This window comes from Paenibacillus typhae, from assembly GCF_900099765.1.
Lineage (GTDB): Bacteria > Bacillota > Bacilli > Paenibacillales > Paenibacillaceae > Paenibacillus_AQ > Paenibacillus_AQ typhae.
The window spans coordinates 1-19,309 of the sequence record NZ_FNDX01000004.1 but is presented as its reverse complement, the minus strand read 5'-3'; the positions used below and the strand labels follow the sequence as shown (position 1 = coordinate 19,309).

Annotated in this window: 17 protein-coding genes; 14 read left to right on the top strand and 3 right to left on the bottom strand. The window is 52.1% G+C overall.

Features of this window, described 5'->3' with window-relative positions; translation table 11 throughout:
- Positions 1–86: 86 nt before the first annotated feature.
- The 8 genes from BLR64_RS04800 to BLR64_RS04765 all read left to right on the top strand — a co-directional run bounded on the left by BLR64_RS04800 (position 87) and on the right by BLR64_RS04765 (position 10,505).
- A complete protein-coding gene (locus BLR64_RS04800; protein ID WP_090712719.1) occupies positions 87–2,333 on the top strand; it encodes a stalk domain-containing protein in 2,247 nt (748 codons plus the stop codon).
- 210 nt (positions 2,334–2,543) lie between these two features.
- The gene (locus tag BLR64_RS04795) at positions 2,544–3,005 is read left to right on the top strand and encodes a Fur family transcriptional regulator (protein ID WP_068728577.1); all 462 of its coding nucleotides are present in this window, start codon (positions 2,544–2,546) and stop codon (positions 3,003–3,005) included.
- A 1-nt stretch (position 3,006) separates the two neighbouring features.
- Positions 3,007–3,270 carry a membrane protein insertion efficiency factor YidD gene (gene yidD, locus BLR64_RS04790; protein ID WP_090712717.1) on the top strand — a complete coding sequence of 88 codons (264 nt, stop codon included), beginning with the start codon at positions 3,007–3,009 and terminating at the stop codon, positions 3,268–3,270.
- A gap of 380 nt (positions 3,271–3,650) precedes the next feature.
- Entirely contained in the window at positions 3,651–5,678 is a 2,028-nt protein-coding gene (gene metG / locus BLR64_RS04785) for a methionine--tRNA ligase (RefSeq protein WP_090712714.1), read from the top strand.
- Between the two features lie 408 nt (positions 5,679–6,086).
- A complete protein-coding gene (locus tag BLR64_RS04780; protein WP_090712711.1) occupies positions 6,087–7,178 on the top strand; it encodes a metal ABC transporter solute-binding protein, Zn/Mn family in 1,092 nt (363 codons plus the stop codon).
- A 45-nt stretch (positions 7,179–7,223) separates the two neighbouring features.
- Positions 7,224–7,973, top strand: a complete 750-nt coding sequence (locus tag BLR64_RS04775; protein ID WP_090712709.1) for a metal ABC transporter ATP-binding protein — start codon at positions 7,224–7,226, stop codon at positions 7,971–7,973.
- 967 nt (positions 7,974–8,940) lie between these two features.
- Complete coding sequence (locus BLR64_RS04770) at positions 8,941–9,744, top strand: metal ABC transporter permease (protein ID WP_167360600.1); 804 nt, start codon at positions 8,941–8,943, stop codon at positions 9,742–9,744.
- Between the two features lie 47 nt (positions 9,745–9,791).
- Positions 9,792–10,505 carry a cytochrome c biogenesis CcdA family protein gene (locus BLR64_RS04765; RefSeq protein ID WP_090712705.1) on the top strand — a complete coding sequence of 238 codons (714 nt, stop codon included), beginning with the start codon at positions 9,792–9,794 and terminating at the stop codon, positions 10,503–10,505.
- A 13-nt stretch (positions 10,506–10,518) separates the two neighbouring features.
- Here the strand turns inward: BLR64_RS04765 and splB are convergent, their stop codons facing one another.
- Complete coding sequence (splB, locus tag BLR64_RS04760) at positions 10,519–11,595, bottom strand: spore photoproduct lyase (protein WP_090712703.1); 1,077 nt, start codon at positions 11,593–11,595, stop codon at positions 10,519–10,521.
- Between the two features lie 193 nt (positions 11,596–11,788).
- Here splB and mntR point away from each other — a divergent pair, with 193 nt between their 5' ends.
- The 3 genes from mntR to BLR64_RS04745 all read left to right on the top strand — a co-directional run bounded on the left by mntR (position 11,789) and on the right by BLR64_RS04745 (position 15,072).
- Positions 11,789–12,214, top strand: a complete 426-nt coding sequence (gene mntR, locus BLR64_RS04755) for a transcriptional regulator MntR (protein ID WP_039875255.1) — start codon at positions 11,789–11,791, stop codon at positions 12,212–12,214.
- A 206-nt stretch (positions 12,215–12,420) separates the two neighbouring features.
- Entirely contained in the window at positions 12,421–14,064 is a 1,644-nt protein-coding gene (locus BLR64_RS04750; RefSeq protein WP_090712700.1) for a family 10 glycosylhydrolase, read from the top strand.
- A 66-nt stretch (positions 14,065–14,130) separates the two neighbouring features.
- On the top strand, positions 14,131–15,072 hold the full coding sequence (locus BLR64_RS04745; RefSeq protein ID WP_090712698.1) for a patatin-like phospholipase family protein: 942 nt from the start codon (positions 14,131–14,133) through the stop codon (positions 15,070–15,072).
- Between the two features lie 75 nt (positions 15,073–15,147).
- Here the strand turns inward: BLR64_RS04745 and BLR64_RS04740 are convergent, their stop codons facing one another.
- Complete coding sequence (locus BLR64_RS04740) at positions 15,148–15,495, bottom strand: hypothetical protein (RefSeq protein WP_090712696.1); 348 nt, start codon at positions 15,493–15,495, stop codon at positions 15,148–15,150.
- A gap of 7 nt (positions 15,496–15,502) precedes the next feature.
- Positions 15,503–16,456: a DUF1385 domain-containing protein gene (locus BLR64_RS04735; RefSeq protein WP_090713148.1), complete on the bottom strand. Its 954-nt coding sequence runs from the start codon at positions 16,454–16,456 to the stop codon at positions 15,503–15,505.
- Positions 16,457–16,658: 202 nt separating this feature from the next.
- Here BLR64_RS04735 and BLR64_RS04730 point away from each other — a divergent pair, with 202 nt between their 5' ends.
- The 3 genes from BLR64_RS04730 (at position 16,659) to efp (ending at position 18,906) form a co-directional block, all read left to right on the top strand.
- A complete protein-coding gene (locus BLR64_RS04730) occupies positions 16,659–17,150 on the top strand; it encodes a YqhR family membrane protein (protein ID WP_090712694.1) in 492 nt (163 codons plus the stop codon).
- A gap of 74 nt (positions 17,151–17,224) precedes the next feature.
- Positions 17,225–18,295 (top strand): M24 family metallopeptidase, encoded by a 1,071-nt coding sequence (locus tag BLR64_RS04725; RefSeq protein WP_090712692.1) that lies wholly within the window; start codon positions 17,225–17,227, stop codon positions 18,293–18,295.
- 53 nt (positions 18,296–18,348) lie between these two features.
- The gene (efp, locus tag BLR64_RS04720; protein WP_068728590.1) at positions 18,349–18,906 is read left to right on the top strand and encodes an elongation factor P; all 558 of its coding nucleotides are present in this window, start codon (positions 18,349–18,351) and stop codon (positions 18,904–18,906) included.
- Positions 18,907–19,309: the final 403 nt, after the last annotated feature.

Sequence of the window (19,309 nt, the reverse complement as noted above, 5' to 3'; positions counted from 1 at the left end):
AAGCGTTTTGTTTTACGGGATTATAAGCAGCAGACAGAGAACAACCTGCCTTATAGACTAAAAATGGGAGCTGAAGGAGTCATACCATGAATTTCAAAAAATTAACGTTAGTCGCTGCATTAGCTGTAACACAGGCCGCAGCTGCGGTTCCGGCATATGCCGTACCGGTAAGTACAGCCGGAGTAACCGGCACTGTAGTAAGTACAGCGCAGGCTGTTCAGCCTAGTGAGGCTGTTGTACAGCCGGAGGCTACAGATCCGCTGCCAAGTGAGGTTCCTGCCGGAACGGTCACACCGACAGCCACTCCGAATCCGGGTGTTACCGCTGAGCCTGCAGCCTCTGCAGATCCATCGGCCACTGCTACACCGGTTCCGGCGGAAACCGCGGCTCCTGCTGCTACAGACGGAACGGTCGTTCAGCCGCAGAATACGGTAAACGCTGTATATGGAACCTCTGCTAACCAGCTTATCCTGCATATGAACAGCAGACAAATGTACAAAAACGGAATATCTTATCTGGCTAACCAGCCGATGGCTGTCAAGAACGGGGTGTCCTACGTTTCCATCCGCGCGATGGTCGAAATGGTAGGCGTAAGCTACACCTATGAAGCTAAAACAAAGGAAGTTGTTGTTACTAAAGGCAGCAGTGTAATGCGCTTCAAGACAGACAGCAAAATCTATACTGTAAACGGCACTAAAGTGACAATGAAAGGGCCTGCTTACCAGTTCAAAGGCACTTTCATGGTTCCGCTGACCTCGATTACCGCCGCACTCAATCTTCCTTATACAGTGGATAACATTGGCAAGCGGGTTATTTTGACGCTGAACACCAAGCCGACAGCAATATTCAGTGTGCAGTCAACGGAAATTTTTGCAGGCCAGACTTATATTAACTACACCACTTCCAGCTCTTCACCGAACGGTACGCCGATTGTAGAGGAGCGCTGGAGTGACAACAAACAGGATATCTACGACCAGCCGGGCTACTATACGGTTACTTATTCCGTTCGTGATGCGAACGGGCAGTGGAGTGACCCTTATTCTGTAACGATTAAGGTGCTGCAGCCGAACCAGCCGCCTGTCGCCAATTTCACTACCAACAAAGAAGAATACAAAATGGGTGAACCCATCACCCTGACCGATCTCAGCTATGATCCGGAGTACGAAGAGCTTACAGCTGAATGGACGAACCGCGCACTCGCATTCTTTAACCCGGGTCCGGTGTCGATCCAGCTGAAAGTAACCGATAAGCACGGATTAAGCAGCACCTTTGAAAAGACCATTAATATTACCAGCGAGCAGCTGTACACCCAGGATGAGGTGGCGAAACTGTTCACGGTGCCTGGAGACGTAATCTCCATGGACGGCGGGATGATTCCCGGCCTGCCTAACCTGACTTATAATCTGTCTTCAGAAAATTACAAGCTCATCCGCAGTAACAGTCCGGAAACAGTAAATCAGGAGGGTGTGCTGTACCGCGAAACTTCGGTCGGCAATACACGCTTCCTTGTTCATCACTTGAACAACATGTCTACCAGACAGAAGCTGTACGTGATTGCAACCAACAACAACCTGTATCCGACGACCATTACAACGCAGTATTCCGGGATTGCCGGTCCGGTCACTTCACCGGAATATACAGGTAAAATTTCGATCCAGAAGTACTACAACTCCATGCTTACTAATGAAAAATACAGCACCACAATATTACAGCCGGGTGAGAGCAGAGCTATTCTGACCGATATTAACAAAATAGCGATGAAGCCGGGCGAGGTACTGTCGCTTAGCGCCGATCTGTTCAGTGATCTCACCGTTCAGTACGATGTAGTGATGGTTGAAGAGAGCAAGGATCCGATTGCCCAGCTGCCTATTCTGCCAATTCTGGATCGTGACGGTGTGCATAACCGCGGAACCTATCCGGACTCGACCCGGATCATCACCGTGAGCGATGTAGTCGGAACGACACAGTCGAAGCTGATTCTGGGTGATAACAGAAATGACCTGAACCTGATCGGCATCGATCCGATGACCGGAACGGAGGCTTCGAATGCCGGGAACTTCGGTGTGCTGTACAAAATACGGTTTGAACACGTTGCTCCCAATACGCTGATTACATTTAATCCGCGCGGAGGCAACTATCTTGGCTCGCTTATGGTGAATAATACCATCGTCAACCTGCCGAACAAAGGCAGCCTGTCCAGCAACGATATGAATGCTGTCGTATACCGTTCGGGTAATCAGGAAAGCTCAGTAGAAATTGTGTTCTCGGTGGCTTCAGGAAGCAATCTGCCGGTGAACTTTGTGTTTACACCGCTGCCTGCGCTGAAGCAATAGGAAATGTATTGTGACAAAACCGGCTAAAGCCCTGTTAACAGGCGCTTTAGCCGGTTTTGCTGTATCCGCCTGCAGTAGATGTATCAGATTCCGGCAAAACTCCGGGAGGAAAAGCGGTCCGGCTGTCCTGCTTGATTGACGGAGCAATGGTTTTGGGGCATTATAAAGAGAGTGCAACAGCAAATGAATTATGTTATGGGAGATGAGCGAATGCTGTCGACAGAACAAATACTGGAAGCCATGTCGGGGCAGGGGCTGCGAATCACCGATCAGCGCAAGACGCTTGCCAAGTTATTCGGCGAGAATACGGGATATTTGTCGGCGAAGGATGTCTATGATTATATGGGCCGCAAGTACAGCGGGCTCAGCTTCGATACGGTATACCGCAATCTGCGGGTCATGGAGGAGCTGGGTGTGCTTGAGCAGGTGGTGTTTGAAGACGGCGTTAAATTCAAGGCCAGCTGCAACCAGGACCACCATCATCATCATATGATCTGCCTTCAATGCATGAAGACTTACCCGATTCATTTCTGCCCGATGAATCTAACGGATACTCCGGACCAGTTCCGGGTAGTCAAGCATAAATTTGAGGTGTTCGGTTACTGCAAAGACTGTGAGAGCGGCAAGGAAGCAGAATCTGCACTTGCGGCCCACGGCAAAGAAGGCCGCTGATATGCCGGACCTGCGCAGAACAGTCCAGGCGCCGATCAGGGTTTACCGCAAGTTCATCTCGCCGCTGAAGCCTGCGACCTGCCGGTTCTATCCGACCTGCTCGGCGTACGCGCTGGAGGCGATAGAAGTGCACGGCCCGGTGAAGGGCTCCTGGCTGGCCGCCAGGCGGATCGCCAGATGCCACCCCTTCCATCCGGGAGGGCTTGATCCTGTCCCGCCGCGGGAGGACCAGCCGCCGGATAAAGGGGCTGTCCGGCCGACTTGACAGGACGGCAGATTTTTGGGTATATTTTGGAGAATAATATGCATTCCGAGGAACGGATGAGTAAATCAGGTTGGCCATTACAGAGAGCCGGGATCGCTGGGAACCGGTATGGTGCACAGATTGAAGATGGTCCGGGAGGAACTGTGCCCGAGCAGCGGCTGATGAAATAAGCGGCCTGCCGTAAGGACACAGCGTGATCCAGCGTTAATGGACAGTTCTTGAATGAAGGACTGGCGAAGCCTGCGCTCTGTGAGGAGCCGGGGAACTTTGGGTGGTATCGCGTGAGTATACTCTCGCCCCATATTGGGGCGGGAGTTTTTTGTGTGGACCTAAGCTGCATGATCATGAGATGTGCCAATACGAAAGGATGAACAGGATCAATGAGTGAGAACAAAACATTTTATCTGACAACCCCAATCTACTATCCGAGCGACAAGCTGCATATCGGACACGCCTATTCGACAGTAGCCGGCGATGCAATGGCCCGTTACAAGCGGCTGCGCGGCTATGAAGTACGCTATCTGACCGGTACGGATGAGCATGGGCAGAAGATTGAGGAAAAGGCTGCCAAGGCCGGCAAAACGCCTCAGGAATTCGTTGACGGAATTGTTGTCGGAATCAAGGAGCTGTGGCGCAAGCTGGACATCTCCAATGATGACTTCATCCGCACTACCGAGGAACGCCATAAAACAGTGGTTGCCGATATTTTTGACCGGCTGCTGCAGCAGGGAGACATCTACAAAGGCGAATATGAAGGCTGGTACTGTATCTCTGACGAAACCTTCTATACAGAAACACAGCTCGTGGACATTGAACGTGACGCAGACGGTAACATCACCGGCGGCAAAAGCCCGGACAGCGGACACCCGGTGGAGCTGGTAAAAGAAGAAAGCTACTTCTTCCGGATGAGCAAATATGCGGACCGCCTGCTTAAGTTCTACGAAGAGAATCCGGAGTTCATTCTGCCGGAATCACGCAAAAACGAAATGATCAACAACTTCATCAAGCCGGGTCTGGAGGACCTTGCTGTTTCCCGTACAACCTTTGACTGGGGCGTTAAGGTAAAAGGCGATGCCAAGCACGTAGTTTATGTATGGATCGATGCGCTCACCAACTATATTACGGCTCTCGGTTACGGCTCTGCCGACCGCAGCCTGTACGACAAGTTCTGGCCGGCGGATGTACACATTGTCGGCAAGGAAATCGTCCGGTTCCATACGATCTACTGGCCGATTATCCTGATGGCGCTGGGCGAGCCGCTGCCTAAGAAGGTGTTTGCGCACGGCTGGCTGCTGATGAAGGACGGCAAAATGTCGAAATCGAAGGGCAACGTAGTAGATCCGGTAACCCTGATCGACCGTTACGGTCTGGATGCGCTGCGCTACTACCTGCTGCGTGAGGTTCCGTTCGGCTCGGATGGTACGTTTACTCCGGAAAGCTTCGTTGACCGGATCAACTACGACCTGGCGAATGACCTCGGCAACCTGCTGAACCGTACCGGGGCGATGGTGGAGAAATACTTCGGCGGAGAGCTGCCGGCATACGCTGGCAAGGTTACGGCCTTTGACGGTGAGCTGGAAGCTGCTGTAGAAAGTACCTATTCAAAGGTAGAAGAAGCGATGGAAAAGATGGAGTTCTCCGTTGCGCTTACCGCCATCGGCGCGCTGATCAGCCGCACGAATAAATACATCGACGAAACCCAGCCATGGGTGCTGGCCAAGGATGAGAGCAGAAACGGCGAGCTTGCCTCCGTTATGAGACATCTCGTGGAAGGATTGCGCACCGCTTCGATCCTGCTGCAGCCGTTCCTGACCGGCGCTCCGGCCAAGATCTGGGAGCAGCTGGGCATACAGCCGGGCGAGCTGACCACCTGGGACAGCGGCCGGACCTTCGGCCTGATCCCGGCCGGCACAAACCTCGCCAAGGGCGACCCGATCTTCCCGCGGCTTGACGTGGCGGTGGAAGTGGCCTACATCGCTGAAGCGATGGGCGCAGGCAAGCCGGCGGCAGCCGAGCCTGAGGCGGCGCCGGCCGCAGCTGCGGGAGCCGCTCCGGCGGCTGTAGAGCCGGAGGAAGAGCACAAGGAAGAAATCGGCATCGACGATTTCGCTAAGGCCGAGCTGCGCGTAGCCCAGGTAATTGCGGCTGAGCCGGTGAAAAAGGCCGACAAGCTGCTGAAGCTGCAGCTGGATCTGGGCTATGAGCAGCGCCAGGTGGTATCGGGCATCGCGAAGTTCTACACACCCGAGGAGCTGGTGGGGCGCAAGGTGATCTGCATCGTTAACCTGAAGCCGGTCAAGCTGCGCGGCGAGCTGTCCCAGGGCATGATTCTGGCAGCCTCCAAAGGCGACCAGCTGACCATCGCCACTGTGCCGGACAGCATGCCTAATGGAGCGATTGTGAAGTAGGCAGGTCTCAGTTACAGACAGTTGCATAACATGGCTGTTAATATCGGCGTAAGCCGGAGTTAACAGTACGTATAGAAGAACGCCGTATGCCGGAAACCGGGAGGGCTCTGTTGATCAGACAGGGTGACACCCGCCGGCTGCAGGCGTTCTTTTATTTTGACGAGTAGAGATGGTGCTATAAATTGGAGTCCGTTAGGCTGATGTGAGGGATTTTACCGGAAGTTAGAATGCTGGGATTGCAGCTGGTTGGTAGGCGATTTGTGGGAATGAACACATTGCTTAGTAGTACGCAGGAGCAGCTTTCGGCAGATTCATAGGTGGCAGTGCGAGTTCAGTGTTGACTTATCGTAACGATTACTATTATAATTCTCATAGTAAAATTTACGATTTAAGGGGTCGATAGAGAATATGTCTTTCAAAGGATTGAACCGGAAAATGCTGCTTATGCCTGCGCTGCTTGCATTGCTGGTACTTACAGCATGCGGAGCCAAGAGCAGCGGAAGTATTGTCGAAGGAAAAGTGAATGTGATTACTACTTTCTATCCTATATATGAGTTTACGAGTGAAATCGGCGGGGATGATATCAATGTGATCAACCTGCTGCCTGTCGGGGTAGAGCCGCATGACTGGACTCCTCGCAGCCAGGATATTATCAACACCTCCAAAGCACAGCTGTTCCTGTACAATGGTGCCGGTCTTGAAGGCTGGGTGCCGAATTTCCTGAAGAGCCTCGATAGCGGCAGTGAAGTGAAGGCCGTTGCAGTGAGCGAAGGTGTGGATTATATTATGACTGACGAAGATGACGGGCATAATCATGGCGGAGAAGCCCACGCCGAAGATGAGCATGCAGGCGAAGAACATGCTGACGGTGAACATGCTGACGGTGAACATGCAGATGAAGCACACGCTGACGAGGAACATGCAGATGAAGCACACGCTGACGAGGAGCATGCAGATGAAGCAGCGGGTGACAGTCTGCATACTGACCCGCATACCTGGGTAAGCCCGAAATCGGCGCTGATTATGGCTGAGAACATTAAGGAGAGTCTGGTTGCGGCGGATCCTGAACACCAGGCAGGCTATGAAGAACGTTACAGCAAGCTGGCTGAGCGTCTGCAGGCGCTGGACAGTAAATTCGAAACGGAGCTTGCGAAGCTTCCGAATAAAGAAATTGTCGTATCCCATCAGGCATTCGCCTATCTGGCCCGTGATTACGGTCTGAGCCAGCATGCGATTATGGGCTTGTCTCCTGATGCAGAGCCGCGCGGCCAGGATCTGGTTAATCTGGCGGCACTGGTTAAGGAAGAAGGAATCAAATATATTTTCTTCGAAGAGCTGGTCTCCGATAAGCTGGCCAAAACACTTGCGGCTGAAGCCGGAGTAGAGACCATGGTGCTTAATCCGGTGGAAGGTCTTACCGAAGCGCAGGAGAAGAACGGCGATAATTATTTCACTTTGATGGAGAAAAATTTGCAAAATCTGATTAAGGCCTTACAATAAAAAAGAAAGCTTTATATGAAAGTTAAGTGAAAGGCGGTACACATCATGCAACCGGTATCCCTGGACTGCCATCAGCATATGATCGAAATAGAGGATTTGTCCTTCTCCTACGGAGAGCAGAAGGTCATTTCCGGTCTGAGTTACACCGTGAAGGAGCGGGATTTCCTTGGCATTATCGGTTCCAACGGCGCGGGCAAAACCACTCTGATGAAAATGATCGTGGGCCTGCTGCCGCCAACCAGCGGAGATATCAGGCTGTTTGGCCAGTCAGTGCGCAAATTCAAGGACTGGGAACGGATCGGCTATGTCCCGCAAAAGAACGCCTTTAACCCGCTGTTCCCTGCCACGGTACGCGAAGTCGTGCTGTCCGGGCTGTACAACAACAAAAATCTGATCCGCCGCGTATCCAAAGCGCAGCACCGGCAATGCGACGACGCGCTGGAAGTAATGCGGATTCAGGATATCGCGGACAAAAGAGTCGGCCAGCTCTCGGGCGGCCAGCAGCAGCGCGTCTTCCTGGCACGGGCGCTGATTAACCATCCGGATCTGCTGATTCTGGACGAACCTACGGTCGGAATTGACGCGGAGACGCAGGCGGGATTTTTTGAGCTTATTTTCCATATGCATGCCCATCACCACATGACCTTTCTGATGGTGTCGCATGACATCGACATGATCAAGAGCTACCTGGGCAATGAGCCGGTACAAAGCAACGGTAAAATCAACTTTTACTGCCGCCACTCCCATGACGCCCAGAATTGTGCGGCAGAGGACCTTCAGCATACACTGGCTTAAAAGAGAACTGTTGTCCAGCGCAGTAAAAGATAGCTGTGTGAAGGGATGCGGATTACGAAATATACTTCTGCATCCCACAGCATATTGCTCCGCTAGTCCGCCCACATAGGCATGTCAGACGGGAAAAACTAGTAAAGTAACAGTGTTAAACACGCTATAAGTAGGCTAAAATAGTAAAATAAATGTGTTCTATGCGGTGTAAGCGTGCTGAAGCCCGGAGAGTAACCGTATTTCGCACATGGTAAGCAAGCTGGACGATTAAGTAACTATGATCTGTGCCAGCTATATGTGATTGTTTAAATGGCTGCGCCGAAATAACAGTAGTTTGTGCAACTAAAACCTGCTAGTTCGCTCAATTGTAGGTTTTAACTGCACTCTGTACACTTATTTTTGCCGAAAACGGCCAAAATCGCCCTATTTTCCGAGAAAAGTTGTACAAAGTACACTTATTCTTTCATGTGCCTCTTTTTTGTCCGGTTTAGTTGCACAAAGTACACTTAAGTTTGATTCCTGCTTGATGTGAGGCATGGGGAGTAGATCAATCAGTCGCTCGTATATGCGGATATACAGGTGTAGGTCAAATTATTTGGTCGCAGTTAGATCTGAGCAAACGTACAACATTTCAGACGACCTTATTGTGAGAACACTTAAATTCCAGCTTAATTATGCAAATGTCCACTAAGGTATGCTACATATTACGTTTTCATAATCCCTTAAAGTAACCAAATGTTTACCTTGTCCCTAAACACCGCCAACCGTAAAGCGTGTCCCTGTAAGGGACGTAAGCGATCCTTCCTAATCGCAACTAGATGCCACAAGCCGACATGCCTACACCAGTTGCACTTAACGGGTGTCCAGAGGGCAGAGCCCTTTGGGGCCCTCCCTTGGAAGGGAGGGTTTGGGAGGGTTCGAAACGCTTTTGCAAAAGGATTGGTTTGTTTCTAATTATTAATGAGGAGATATCATCTTGGAAATTTTATTCAGTGACTTTTTTCAGCGGGCGCTTGCGGGCGGGCTGATGATTGGGATTACGGCGCCGCTGATCGGCGTTTTTCTTGTGTTACGGCGGTTGTCGATGATCGGGGATACGCTGGCGCATGTTACGATTGCCGGGGTGGCGCTCGGGTTTCTGACCGGATTTTATCCGCTTGGAGCAGGGCTGATCTTTGCGGTGTTGGCTTCGTTTGCGATCGAGAAGCTGCGTAAAGCCTATAAGAGCTATGCCGAGCTCTCCATCGCGATCATTATGTCGGGCGGGGTGGCGCTGGCGTCCCTGTTCTTTACGCTGGGCAAAGGGTATAATGCGGATGTAATGAGCTATTTGTTCGGAAGTATTTATACACTCGACAATACGGATCTGATCGTCGTCGGAATTGTAACTATTGCGGTTGTGGTGGTAGTAGCACTGTTCTTCAAAGAGTTTTTCCTGCTCAGCTTTGAAGAGGATGCGGCGAGCGTCAGCGGGCTGCCTGTCAAGCTGCTCAATATGCTCATTACCGTTCTTACGGCGCTTGTAATCAGTACAGCGATCAAAATTGTCGGTTCACTGCTCGTATCGGCGCTGCTGACCATCCCGGTGGCCATTAGTCTGCTGCTGTCGCGCAGCTTTAAGTCTTCGGTTGTCCTGTCTGTAATTATTGCGGAAATCGCCGTTGTCGGCGGCCTCGTTATAGCCGGTGTCTGGAACCTTGCTCCGGGAGCAACGATTGTTCTGCTGCTTATTGCCCTGCTTGCCCTGACTTTGATCGGCAAAAAAGGGCTGCCTGCCTAGTTCATTAATAGCGAAGTGACCCCTAATCCGGAAGGAGAGCTGCCGCTTTGTCCAATCTGAATGCAGGAATCGCTTTTGCCGCCGGTGTGGCGTCCTTTATTTCGCCCTGCTGTCTGCCGCTCTACCCCTCGTACCTGTCGTATATTACAGGTTTGTCGGTTCAGCAGCTTAAAAACGGCAGCAACAGCAAAGAGGTCCGTTTCCGGACCCTCTCGCATACGCTGGCTTTTATTTTGGGTTTTTCGGCAGTTTTCTATACGCTCGGCTTTGGTGCCGGGCTGTTCGGGCAGTTTTTTAACGGCCAGCGGGACCTGATCCGCCAGCTGTCGGCAATTCTGATCATCGTAATGGGGCTGTTCCTGCTGGGCGTCTTCCAGCCACAGTTCCTGCTGCGTGAACGCAAGCTGAATCTGAAGTGGAGGCCGGCAGGGTATGCCGGATCCTTTATTTTCGGCATCGGCTTCTCCGCAGGCTGGTCCCCGTGCATCGGGCCGATTCTTACGGCGATCATCGCGCTGTCTGCCAGCGACCCGGGCACCTGGTTCACCATGATTACCGCCTACAGCATCGGTTTTGCGCTCCCGTTCTTTGCGCTGGCCTTCTTCCTGGGCGGGGCAAGGCGCATTCTGAAGTATTCAAATGCACTGATGAAAGCCGGAGGGGCGCTGATGATCCTGATGGGCTTCCTGCTGTTTACCGACCAGATGTTCAGGATTACAATCTGGCTGCAGGGAGTCACGCCGGACTGGCTGATTTTTTAGTATTGTTCGGTATTTAAGTAAAATAATCAATGCCCGCTTCCGGGAAATGCTCAAAAATCCGCTCTGTGATGAATTCGCGCAGGGCGGTTTGCTGTTCATCGGGATAGACATATTTGTTCTGCCCCCAGCGGCCCCATTTCTTCTTGCGCTTCTCGATATCCATCTCCAGCTTGGATTTGGGATAACGCTTCTCGATGACCGCTTTGGCTGTTTTGGTGAACCGGTGCTGGATCATTTCGAAGGTCAGGCCTTTGCCTGTACCGGGAGGCATCGCTTTCGCCAGCTTGGCCAGCAGTTCCCCATAGCCTTCCTCCCAGCCGCCATGCCAGATGATGGGCGCAATGATGAAGCCCAGCGGATAACCGGCTCTGGCCACCTTCCCGGCGGCTTCAATCCGTTCCTCGAAACGGGCGGTGGCAGGCTCAAAATTTTTGATTACATAGTCGGCGTTAATGCTGAAGCGGATCCGGGTATGCCCGTTATGCTCCAGCCCGAGCAGGGGGTCGACATGCTGATACTTGGTAACAAAGCGCAGCCGGGCCAGCGGCTCCTTGGCCATGTACGTAATCAGCTCGGCCAGCGAGCCTGTGATATGCTCCAGCCCCAGCGGGTCGGAGGTACAGGCAGCTTCAAAGGTGGTGATTTCCGGCGCGCGCTCATCGATGTATTTTTTGGCGGCATCCAGGATATCCCATGTATTTACATACACCCGTATATAGGGCTTCGCGCCCAGCGTGGTCTGAAGATAACAATAATGGCAATGGCCCATACAGCCTGTGGCAATAGGAATGGCATAATCGGCGGAAGGCTTGGACTGGTCAAAAGTGAGCGTTTTGCGCAGGCCTACCACCAGCGTACGCTTGGCGATTTTGTATTGCTCCAGCTCGCCTTCACCGGGCAGATTGGTAATCCGGTTATGTGAGGTGGTCATCCGGTAGGGGATGTTTTGGGCTTTGACCCACTGCATGATCTGCTCCCCTTTGGGATAGTTCAAGGCGTCCGGCTCAAAAAAAACCAGCTCAGGAATAAATAATCCGGTGGGCCTCGGTTTTCTTTTGACAGCGGGACGTTCTGGTATTGCGATTGTCATGAACTCACACTCCTTCCGTGTAGGCTTAATGATATTGTGCCATTTCGCGCTGTTCTGAAATCATGGTAAACATCGTTAATGGCAGCAGGTGCTTTTCCGCGGGACTTGCCAAGGAGCGGCAGAAACATGTATCATTGTTAGAGCAAGGCTCGGCCCCAGTGCCACGCTCATTATAGAAAAGAGGTAAACTTGAATGCCAACACCCAGCATGGAGGATTATTTGGAGCGCATTTACAAGCTCATCGACGAGAAGGGTTATGCGCGGGTTTCGGATATTGCCGAGGGCTTGGAAGTACACCCCTCCTCTGTAACCAAGATGATCCAAAAACTGGATAAGGACGAATATCTCATCTATGAGAAATATCGTGGGCTTGTCCTGACGAGCAAAGGTAAAAAAGTAGGAAAACGGCTGGTTGACCGGCATCAGCTGCTGGAGGAGTTCCTCGGCCTGATCGGAGTACAGCAGGAGCATATTTATAAGGATGTCGAAGGCATTGAGCATCATCTGAGCTGGGATTCGATTACGCGTATTGAAACGCTGGTGGAGTATTTCCGCCGTGATGAGGAACGCGTGAAGACCTTATATGATATTCACAATGAGCTGGTCAGCGATTCATAAAAAGTCTGTTTCTGTATGGTATACCGCAACCTTTCCAGTTTTTTTACGTCAAAACGGATAACGTCCTTTAACGAAGTATGAGAAAGTATAGCAGCCTGTTATACTTTTACTTGTATTTCTCCGTTTTGCAAGAAACGGCCGTCTCCCTTACATAAGGACGAGAGGCTGTTTTTTTGCGTTTATTTCATGCATAACAGGGAGGAATTATGAATTACCGAAAATGGTTTTTGGGAGTAATGGTGCTGCTGCTGCTTCTGCCGGTATGGCCGGCAAGTCTCCGCGCGGCTGCGGTTCAGATCACGATTGAACTGGACGGGGAGGCGCTGAATCCTGACGTACCGCCGTATATTACGGCCTCAGGCGTAACGATGGTCCCGGTCGGTGTAGTCAGCCAAGGGCTTGGTGCAGCGGTTGAATGGAGCCAGAGCAGCAAGACGGCGACGATCAGCAAAGGAGATACCGTGCTGAAGCTGACCAGCGGCAAACAGACAGCACTGGTAAATGCAGCCTCTGTGCGTCTGGATACCTCGGTACAGATCAGACAGGGCCGGGTAATGGTACCGCTGCGCTTTGTAAGTGAACAGCTCGGCCTTCAGGTGGTATGGAACCAGGCGGCCAAGCATATCGCACTGTATTCAAATGCAGAGATCACGGGCCCGTCAGCGCCGTCGGTTCCGACAGTACCAACCCCTTCTGTGCCTTCCGTCCCTGCACCGACACTGCCCGGTAATACAGGGAAAGCGATGAAGGGAGCCTGGATCTCCACCGTGTTCAACCTGGACTGGCCGTCCACGTCGTCAGCTGGCAATTCGGCGAAACAGAAGCAGGAGTTTGACACCTTGCTGGACAAGCTGCAGACGACCGGCTTCAACGCTGTATTTGTGCAGGTGCGTCCCTCAGGGGACAGCCTGTACACTTCACAGCTGGTTCCCTGGTCCAAGGTGCTGACCGGCACGCAGGGTAAGGTTCCGGACTATGATCCGCTGGAATACATGGTGAGTGCCGCACACCAGCGCGGCATGCAGATCCATGCCTGGTTTAACCCGTTCCGGGCCACGACGGACACCTCTGCGGCTACACTTGCCGGCCTGGCCGGTAATCATGTATCCAAGGTCTATCCGGACTGGATCGTCAAGGCGGACAGCAAGCTGTATATTAATCCCGGCATCCCCGAGGCGCGCCAGCATATTATTGATACGGTGATGGAGGTCGTCCGGGGCTATGACATCGACGGTGTGCATCTGGATGATTATTTCTATCCCTCGGGTGTGGCCTTTGCCGATGATGCAGCCTTCAAGGCATATAACGCTGAAGGCATTGCCAGCAAGGCGGACTGGCGGCGAAATAATATCAATGCATTCATCCGCCAGCTCGGCCAGGAGATTCATACCGCCAAGCCGGCAGTATCCTATGGAATCAGCCCGTTCGGCGTCTGGCGCAACAAAAAGGCCGACAGTACCGGATCGGACACTACAGCAGGGGTAACGGCCTATGACGATATGTATGCGGATACGCGTACCTGGATCAAGAACGGCTGGATCGATTATATCGCCCCGCAGATTTACTGGAGCCTGTCCTTTTCGGCGGCCCGCTATGACAAGCTTGTGGACTGGTGGGTGAATGAGGTCAAAGGCACCGACGTCAGGCTGTACATCGGCCAGGCGGCTTACAAGGTAGGAGATCTTAATCAGAAAGCCGAATGGCAGAGCGGTGAACAGATTATCAACCAGCTGAAATACAATGATAAATACGAGGAAGTTGCCGGAAGCATTATGTTCCGCGCTAACGATGTTGCCGTACGTAATCCGTACGGGCTTGCAAGCCTGCTGGCCTTTTATTTTAAATCATAGAAGTCATGAATATTCCCCCGTGCTCATAGATAAGCAGTAGATCTATGGAACGGGGGTTTGCCGTGTATGGAGATCAATGCAGTCTTTGAAGGCGGCGGGGTAAAAGGCGTGGCGCTGGCCGGAGCGGTTGAAGCGACAGAGCGGGCAGGCGGTGTTTTTAAAAGAGTGGCGGGAACTTCCTCCGGTTCGATTATCGCTGCTTTTCTGGCAGCAGGCTACGACGGGGAGGATATGAGCCGGATCATCAAGCAGACACCGTTTACCTCCTTTCTCAAGCGGGGAATGCTCTACAACACGGCACTGATTGGTCCGGCGCTGCGTGTCATGATCAAGAAGGGGCTGTATTCCGGAGAAGCCCTGGAGAGCTGGGTGCGCGGCATCCTCATGGATAAAGGCATCGTCACCTTCAGCGATCTGCCCCGGGGCAAGCTGTCGGTCATCGCATCGGATATTACCAACGGCCGGATTATTGTGCTGCCGGACGATCTTCCCGAGTACGGGATATCACCGGACAGGTTCGAGGTTGCCAAGGCGGTGCGGATGAGCTGCAGCATTCCCTATTTCTTCGATCCGGTCATGCTAAGGTTAAACGGGCAGGCGGCACAGGGGAAGACGTTTATTGAGCAGTTTGTCTATGTCGTGGACGGAGGGGTGCTGAGTAATTTTCCTCTGTGGCTGTTTGATGAAAAGAAGGACGGCTTCAAGAGCCCTGAACACCGGACACCGACGGTCGGCTACCAGCTGATCGGAAAGACGGAGCCGCAGCCGCACCGGATTACGGGGCCGTTCACCATGCTGCAGGCAATGGTAGGCACGATGCTGTCCGCACATGATGAGCGCTATATAGAAACGGAGAAGTTCGTGCGTACAGTCAAGATACCGACCCTGGGCATCTCTACGACACAATTTCATCTTTCCGCACAGGAGAGCGATGAGCTGTATGCGGCAGGAATAAAGGCAGGCGAGGAATTTTTCCGGAACTGGCGGCCTCGCAAGCACAGGATTTAGAGCGGATTATTTTTACACACAAAAAAACCTCCCGCATGACTGCTTGCGCAGCACCGGGAGGTCTTTGCTGTTATTCTAATGATATTTGGGCAGCTGATCGTCGTTTTTGCCTTTGCTGCCTTCAATAACCTGAAATGGATACGTTTTACGTTTGCCGGGAGCTGTCTGGCCCTTGCGGACTCCGGCAACCTTGGCCATTGTCTTCTGGGATGGTTTAACCTTCGGTCTGGAGCGGCCGGAGCCTGAGCCGTAGGACGGGCCTTTCATAGCCAGCCTGTAAGCGAACACCAGCAGTCCTACCAGGATGAAGGTCGGAAGCAGCTGCAGGAACAGCCACCAGAATCCGAAATTCATTACCCCGTAAACCAGTCCATAAACGCCAAGAATAACACTGATCCAAAAAAGTAAAGCATGCCTGATCATAGGGCAATCATCCTTTCGCAGGATCCAATACGCCGCCTGACACACTTTCATCGATATAGCCTTTGGCTTCAATCATGGCGTCCAGCTCGCGCATCCGGTTAAAGGAGGCGATGGACACCTCAACCATATCATCTTTAGGTTCCTTGGTGGTAAGCAGCTGGAGCCACAGGCCCGGGTAACCTAAATACTTCAGCCATGGAACGTCGCGTACCGCGTTCGTTCCTTTCAGAACCTCAAACGATACTCCGATGACAACCGGCAGCAGAATGATACGCTGCAGAACGCGTTCAGTCAGACTGCTCCAAGGAACAACGGAGTAGATCACAACACCGAGAATAATGGTCAGCATCATGAAGCTGCTGCCGCAGCGGTAATGCAGGCGGCTGTATTTCTGTACGTTCTCGACAGTTAGTTCTTCTCCGGCTTCAAAGGCGCTGATAACCTTGTGCTCGGCCCCGTGATACTGGAACAGCCGTTTGATTACCGGAGTCTGTGAAATAGCGGTCAGGTAGATCAGCAGCAGAATCAGCTTAATGACGCCTTCCACAAGGTTGTGCAGAATGTAGTTATCAAATGCATCCCCGAACAGATACGTCTCTACAAAGACCGGAACCAGGGTGAAGATCAGCTTGCCGAACAGGAATGACAGGATACCCATCACCGCGACACCAAAAATCATGCCGAGGCTCCAGCCTTCTTCTTTCTTCTTGTCCTTGGCTTTGTCCTTCTGCTTGGCCGCTTCCTCCGGGTCAGTCTCATCTTCAGCAAACGATTCTGCTGAATAATTCAAATGCTTGGAGCCTTTGGCGCTGGAATCTATAATACTGACAATGCCGCGAAGCAGCGGAATCTTGCGCAGCTTGATGACCCAGCTCTTATCGCTCTTCGGCACCTCCAAAAATGTGATTTCCTGATTCTTCCGCCGTACGGCTGTTACGTTGATATGCTTGCCGCCGAACATGACGCCTTCGATAACGGCCTGGCCGCCGTAACTGGGAGTTTCCTGGGACAACCAATTCACCTTCCCTGATAATAATATGATTGATATAAACCATTGTAACTAATTTATGCTTACATTGCTAGTTGGATTGGCTTTTCCTGAGCATACTAGGAGGAAGAGGCAAGCAGTACAGCCAATTCACATCTGAAAGCGGGGCAACATAATGAACAAGGCAGGCAAGCAGGCATCAGGGCATACGAACCCTTTATTTTTTGCAATCGAGCTGGGGATATTTGCCGGAATAATCTGGGGAGGGATACGCTGGCTGATCTACGTTTTTCATTTTACCAAGGTGATTCCGGGCTTTTTGGCAGAGCCTTTCTTTCAGCATGCTTTTTTAATGAAGCCCGCAGGACAGCTGACCGGATATCTGTTTTTTATTCTGTTCTCGGTAATCGCTTCGCTTATCTACGTATTCCTCCTCCGCAAGCTAAAAGGGCCCTGGCCGGGAATGGTATACGGTGTGATCTGGTGGGCGGTAATCTTCCTCGCCGGGTCCTGGCTTTTCCTGCAGCAGCCGATGTTCAGGCTCCCCTGGAACTCTGTGGTCAGCGAATTTTGCATCTTTTTGCTCTGGGGATTATTCATCGGGTACACGGCAGCCATCGAGTATACAGATGAAAGAAAACGCGAACAGCGGACAAAGCTGGCCTGAACGCCCGAAAAAACTTCTCAAGGGCATAACCCTATGTTAAAATACAATGTGGCTATTTCGAGAGGAGAATGAAAATGGGCAACAAGCGCGTCTCCAAGCTGCGTAAGGTTCTGCAGGATCTGGGATTGGATGCTATGTTAATTACCAGCGGGTATAACCGCCGTTACCTGAGCGGATTCACCGGTTCTTCAGGTTATGTGCTGGTTACCGGCGATGAAAGCTACCTGCTGACTGACTTCCGGTATATGACCCAGGCGGCGGAGCAGGTAACCGGCCTCAAGGTTATACAGCATGGGACGAAATTCATTGATACTGTACGGGAGTTGCTGCCCCAGAGCGGAAGTGTCCGTGTGGGCTTTGAACAGGATGATGTTACATTCAGCGCATACACGGCTTATGCCGAGGCGCTCCAGCCGGCAGTGCTGGTTCCCGTGTCCAAGGCGGTTGAGAATCTGCGCATGTTCAAGGATGAGGATGAGCTGGCTGTTATGCAGCGCGCGGCCGATCTGGCCGATGCAACGTTCAGCCATATCCTGAATGTGATCAAGCCCGGCATGACCGAGCGTGATGTGGATCTGGAAATGGAATTCTACATGCGCACCCACGGTGCAACCTCTTCATCGTTTGACACTATTGTAGCCTCTGGTGAACGTTCGGCCATGCCGCATGGTGTAGCCAGCAGCAAGGTCATCGGGAACAATGAATTTGTTACCTTTGATTTCGGTGCGCTGCTGGACGGGTACTGCTCGGATGTAACCCGTACGATTGCACTGGGCAAGCCGGATCCCAAGCTGAAGGAAATCTATGACATCACGCTTGAAGCACAGCTGCACACGCTGGCGAATATCAAGCCCGGCATGACCGGACGGGAAGCGGATGCGCTTGCGCGCGATATCATTACCCGTTACGGCTACGGCGAGTATTTCGGCCACAGCACAGGCCATGGCCTTGGTATGGAGGTCCATGAATGGCCGCGGCTCTCCAAGCTTGCTGACGAGATTCTGGAGCCGGGGATGGTCGTTACCGTTGAACCGGGGATTTATCTGTCAGGGCTAGGCGGAGTACGGATTGAAGACGATATTGTAATTACCGAAAGCGGTATTACACTTTTGACGCATTCGTCGAAGGAATATCTGACGCTTTAGAATTTTGCATCACCCATTCACCAAGTTGATTAATGATCCAGGAGGGATTTTTAGTGATTTCAGTTAATGACTTCAAAACAGGCCTGACCGTAGAGGTAGATGGCGATATCTTTACCGTGCTTGATTTCCAGCACGTTAAACCGGGTAAGGGTGCGGCATTCGTCCGCTCCAAGCTGAAGAACCTGCGCAACGGCAACACCGTTGAGCGCACCTTCCGTGCCGGCGAAACCATCGGCCGTGCCATCATCGAAAACCGCGGCGTACAGTACCTGTATGCAAGCGGTGCCGACCATGTATTCATGGACAACGAAACTTACGATCAGTTCGAGCTGAGCGCGAAGCAGCTTGAATGGGAGCTTAACTTCCTGAGAGAAAACATGACGGTTAACATTGTCAGCTACCAGGGCGAAATCCTCGGGATTAACCTGCCTACTAGCGTTGAGCTGAAGGTTACTGAAACTGAGCCGGGTGTTAAGGGTAACACCGCTCAGGGCGCAACCAAATCGGCTACACTGGAAACTGGCCATACTGTACAGGTTCCATTGTTCATTAATGAAGGGGACGTTCTCCTGATCGACACCCGCGAAGGTAAATATATCTCCCGCGCGTAGGACAAGTCCTATCCAGTTAACAGAGTCTCCCCGCTATTTAGCGGCGGAGGCTTTTTTGTTTAGGCGTGCCCAGAGGCACGCATTATCTAGTTGGTGCAAGTCCAACCAAGAGAGGGGCCAAGCCACTCTTGTAGCTAGGATGCTTGCGCATGGCGAAATCTGTGTGTAAAAGCGCATCGACAAAAGTACCGGTCAGAGACCGGGCGAGCAACAACCCAGGCCGCAACATCAAGTGAATCCTGCCGCGTCGTCAAAAAGGCCCTGCAAAGGGGAAAAGAGGGAGCCGAGTCTCGCTAAACTGGACGAAGGCCATGGAAGCTGTAAAGAACTTGGTACAACAGCGAAGAACCCTCCGGCGTAGAGGGAACGGCATGGTTTGAAAGATAATGCAGTGAACTGGGGA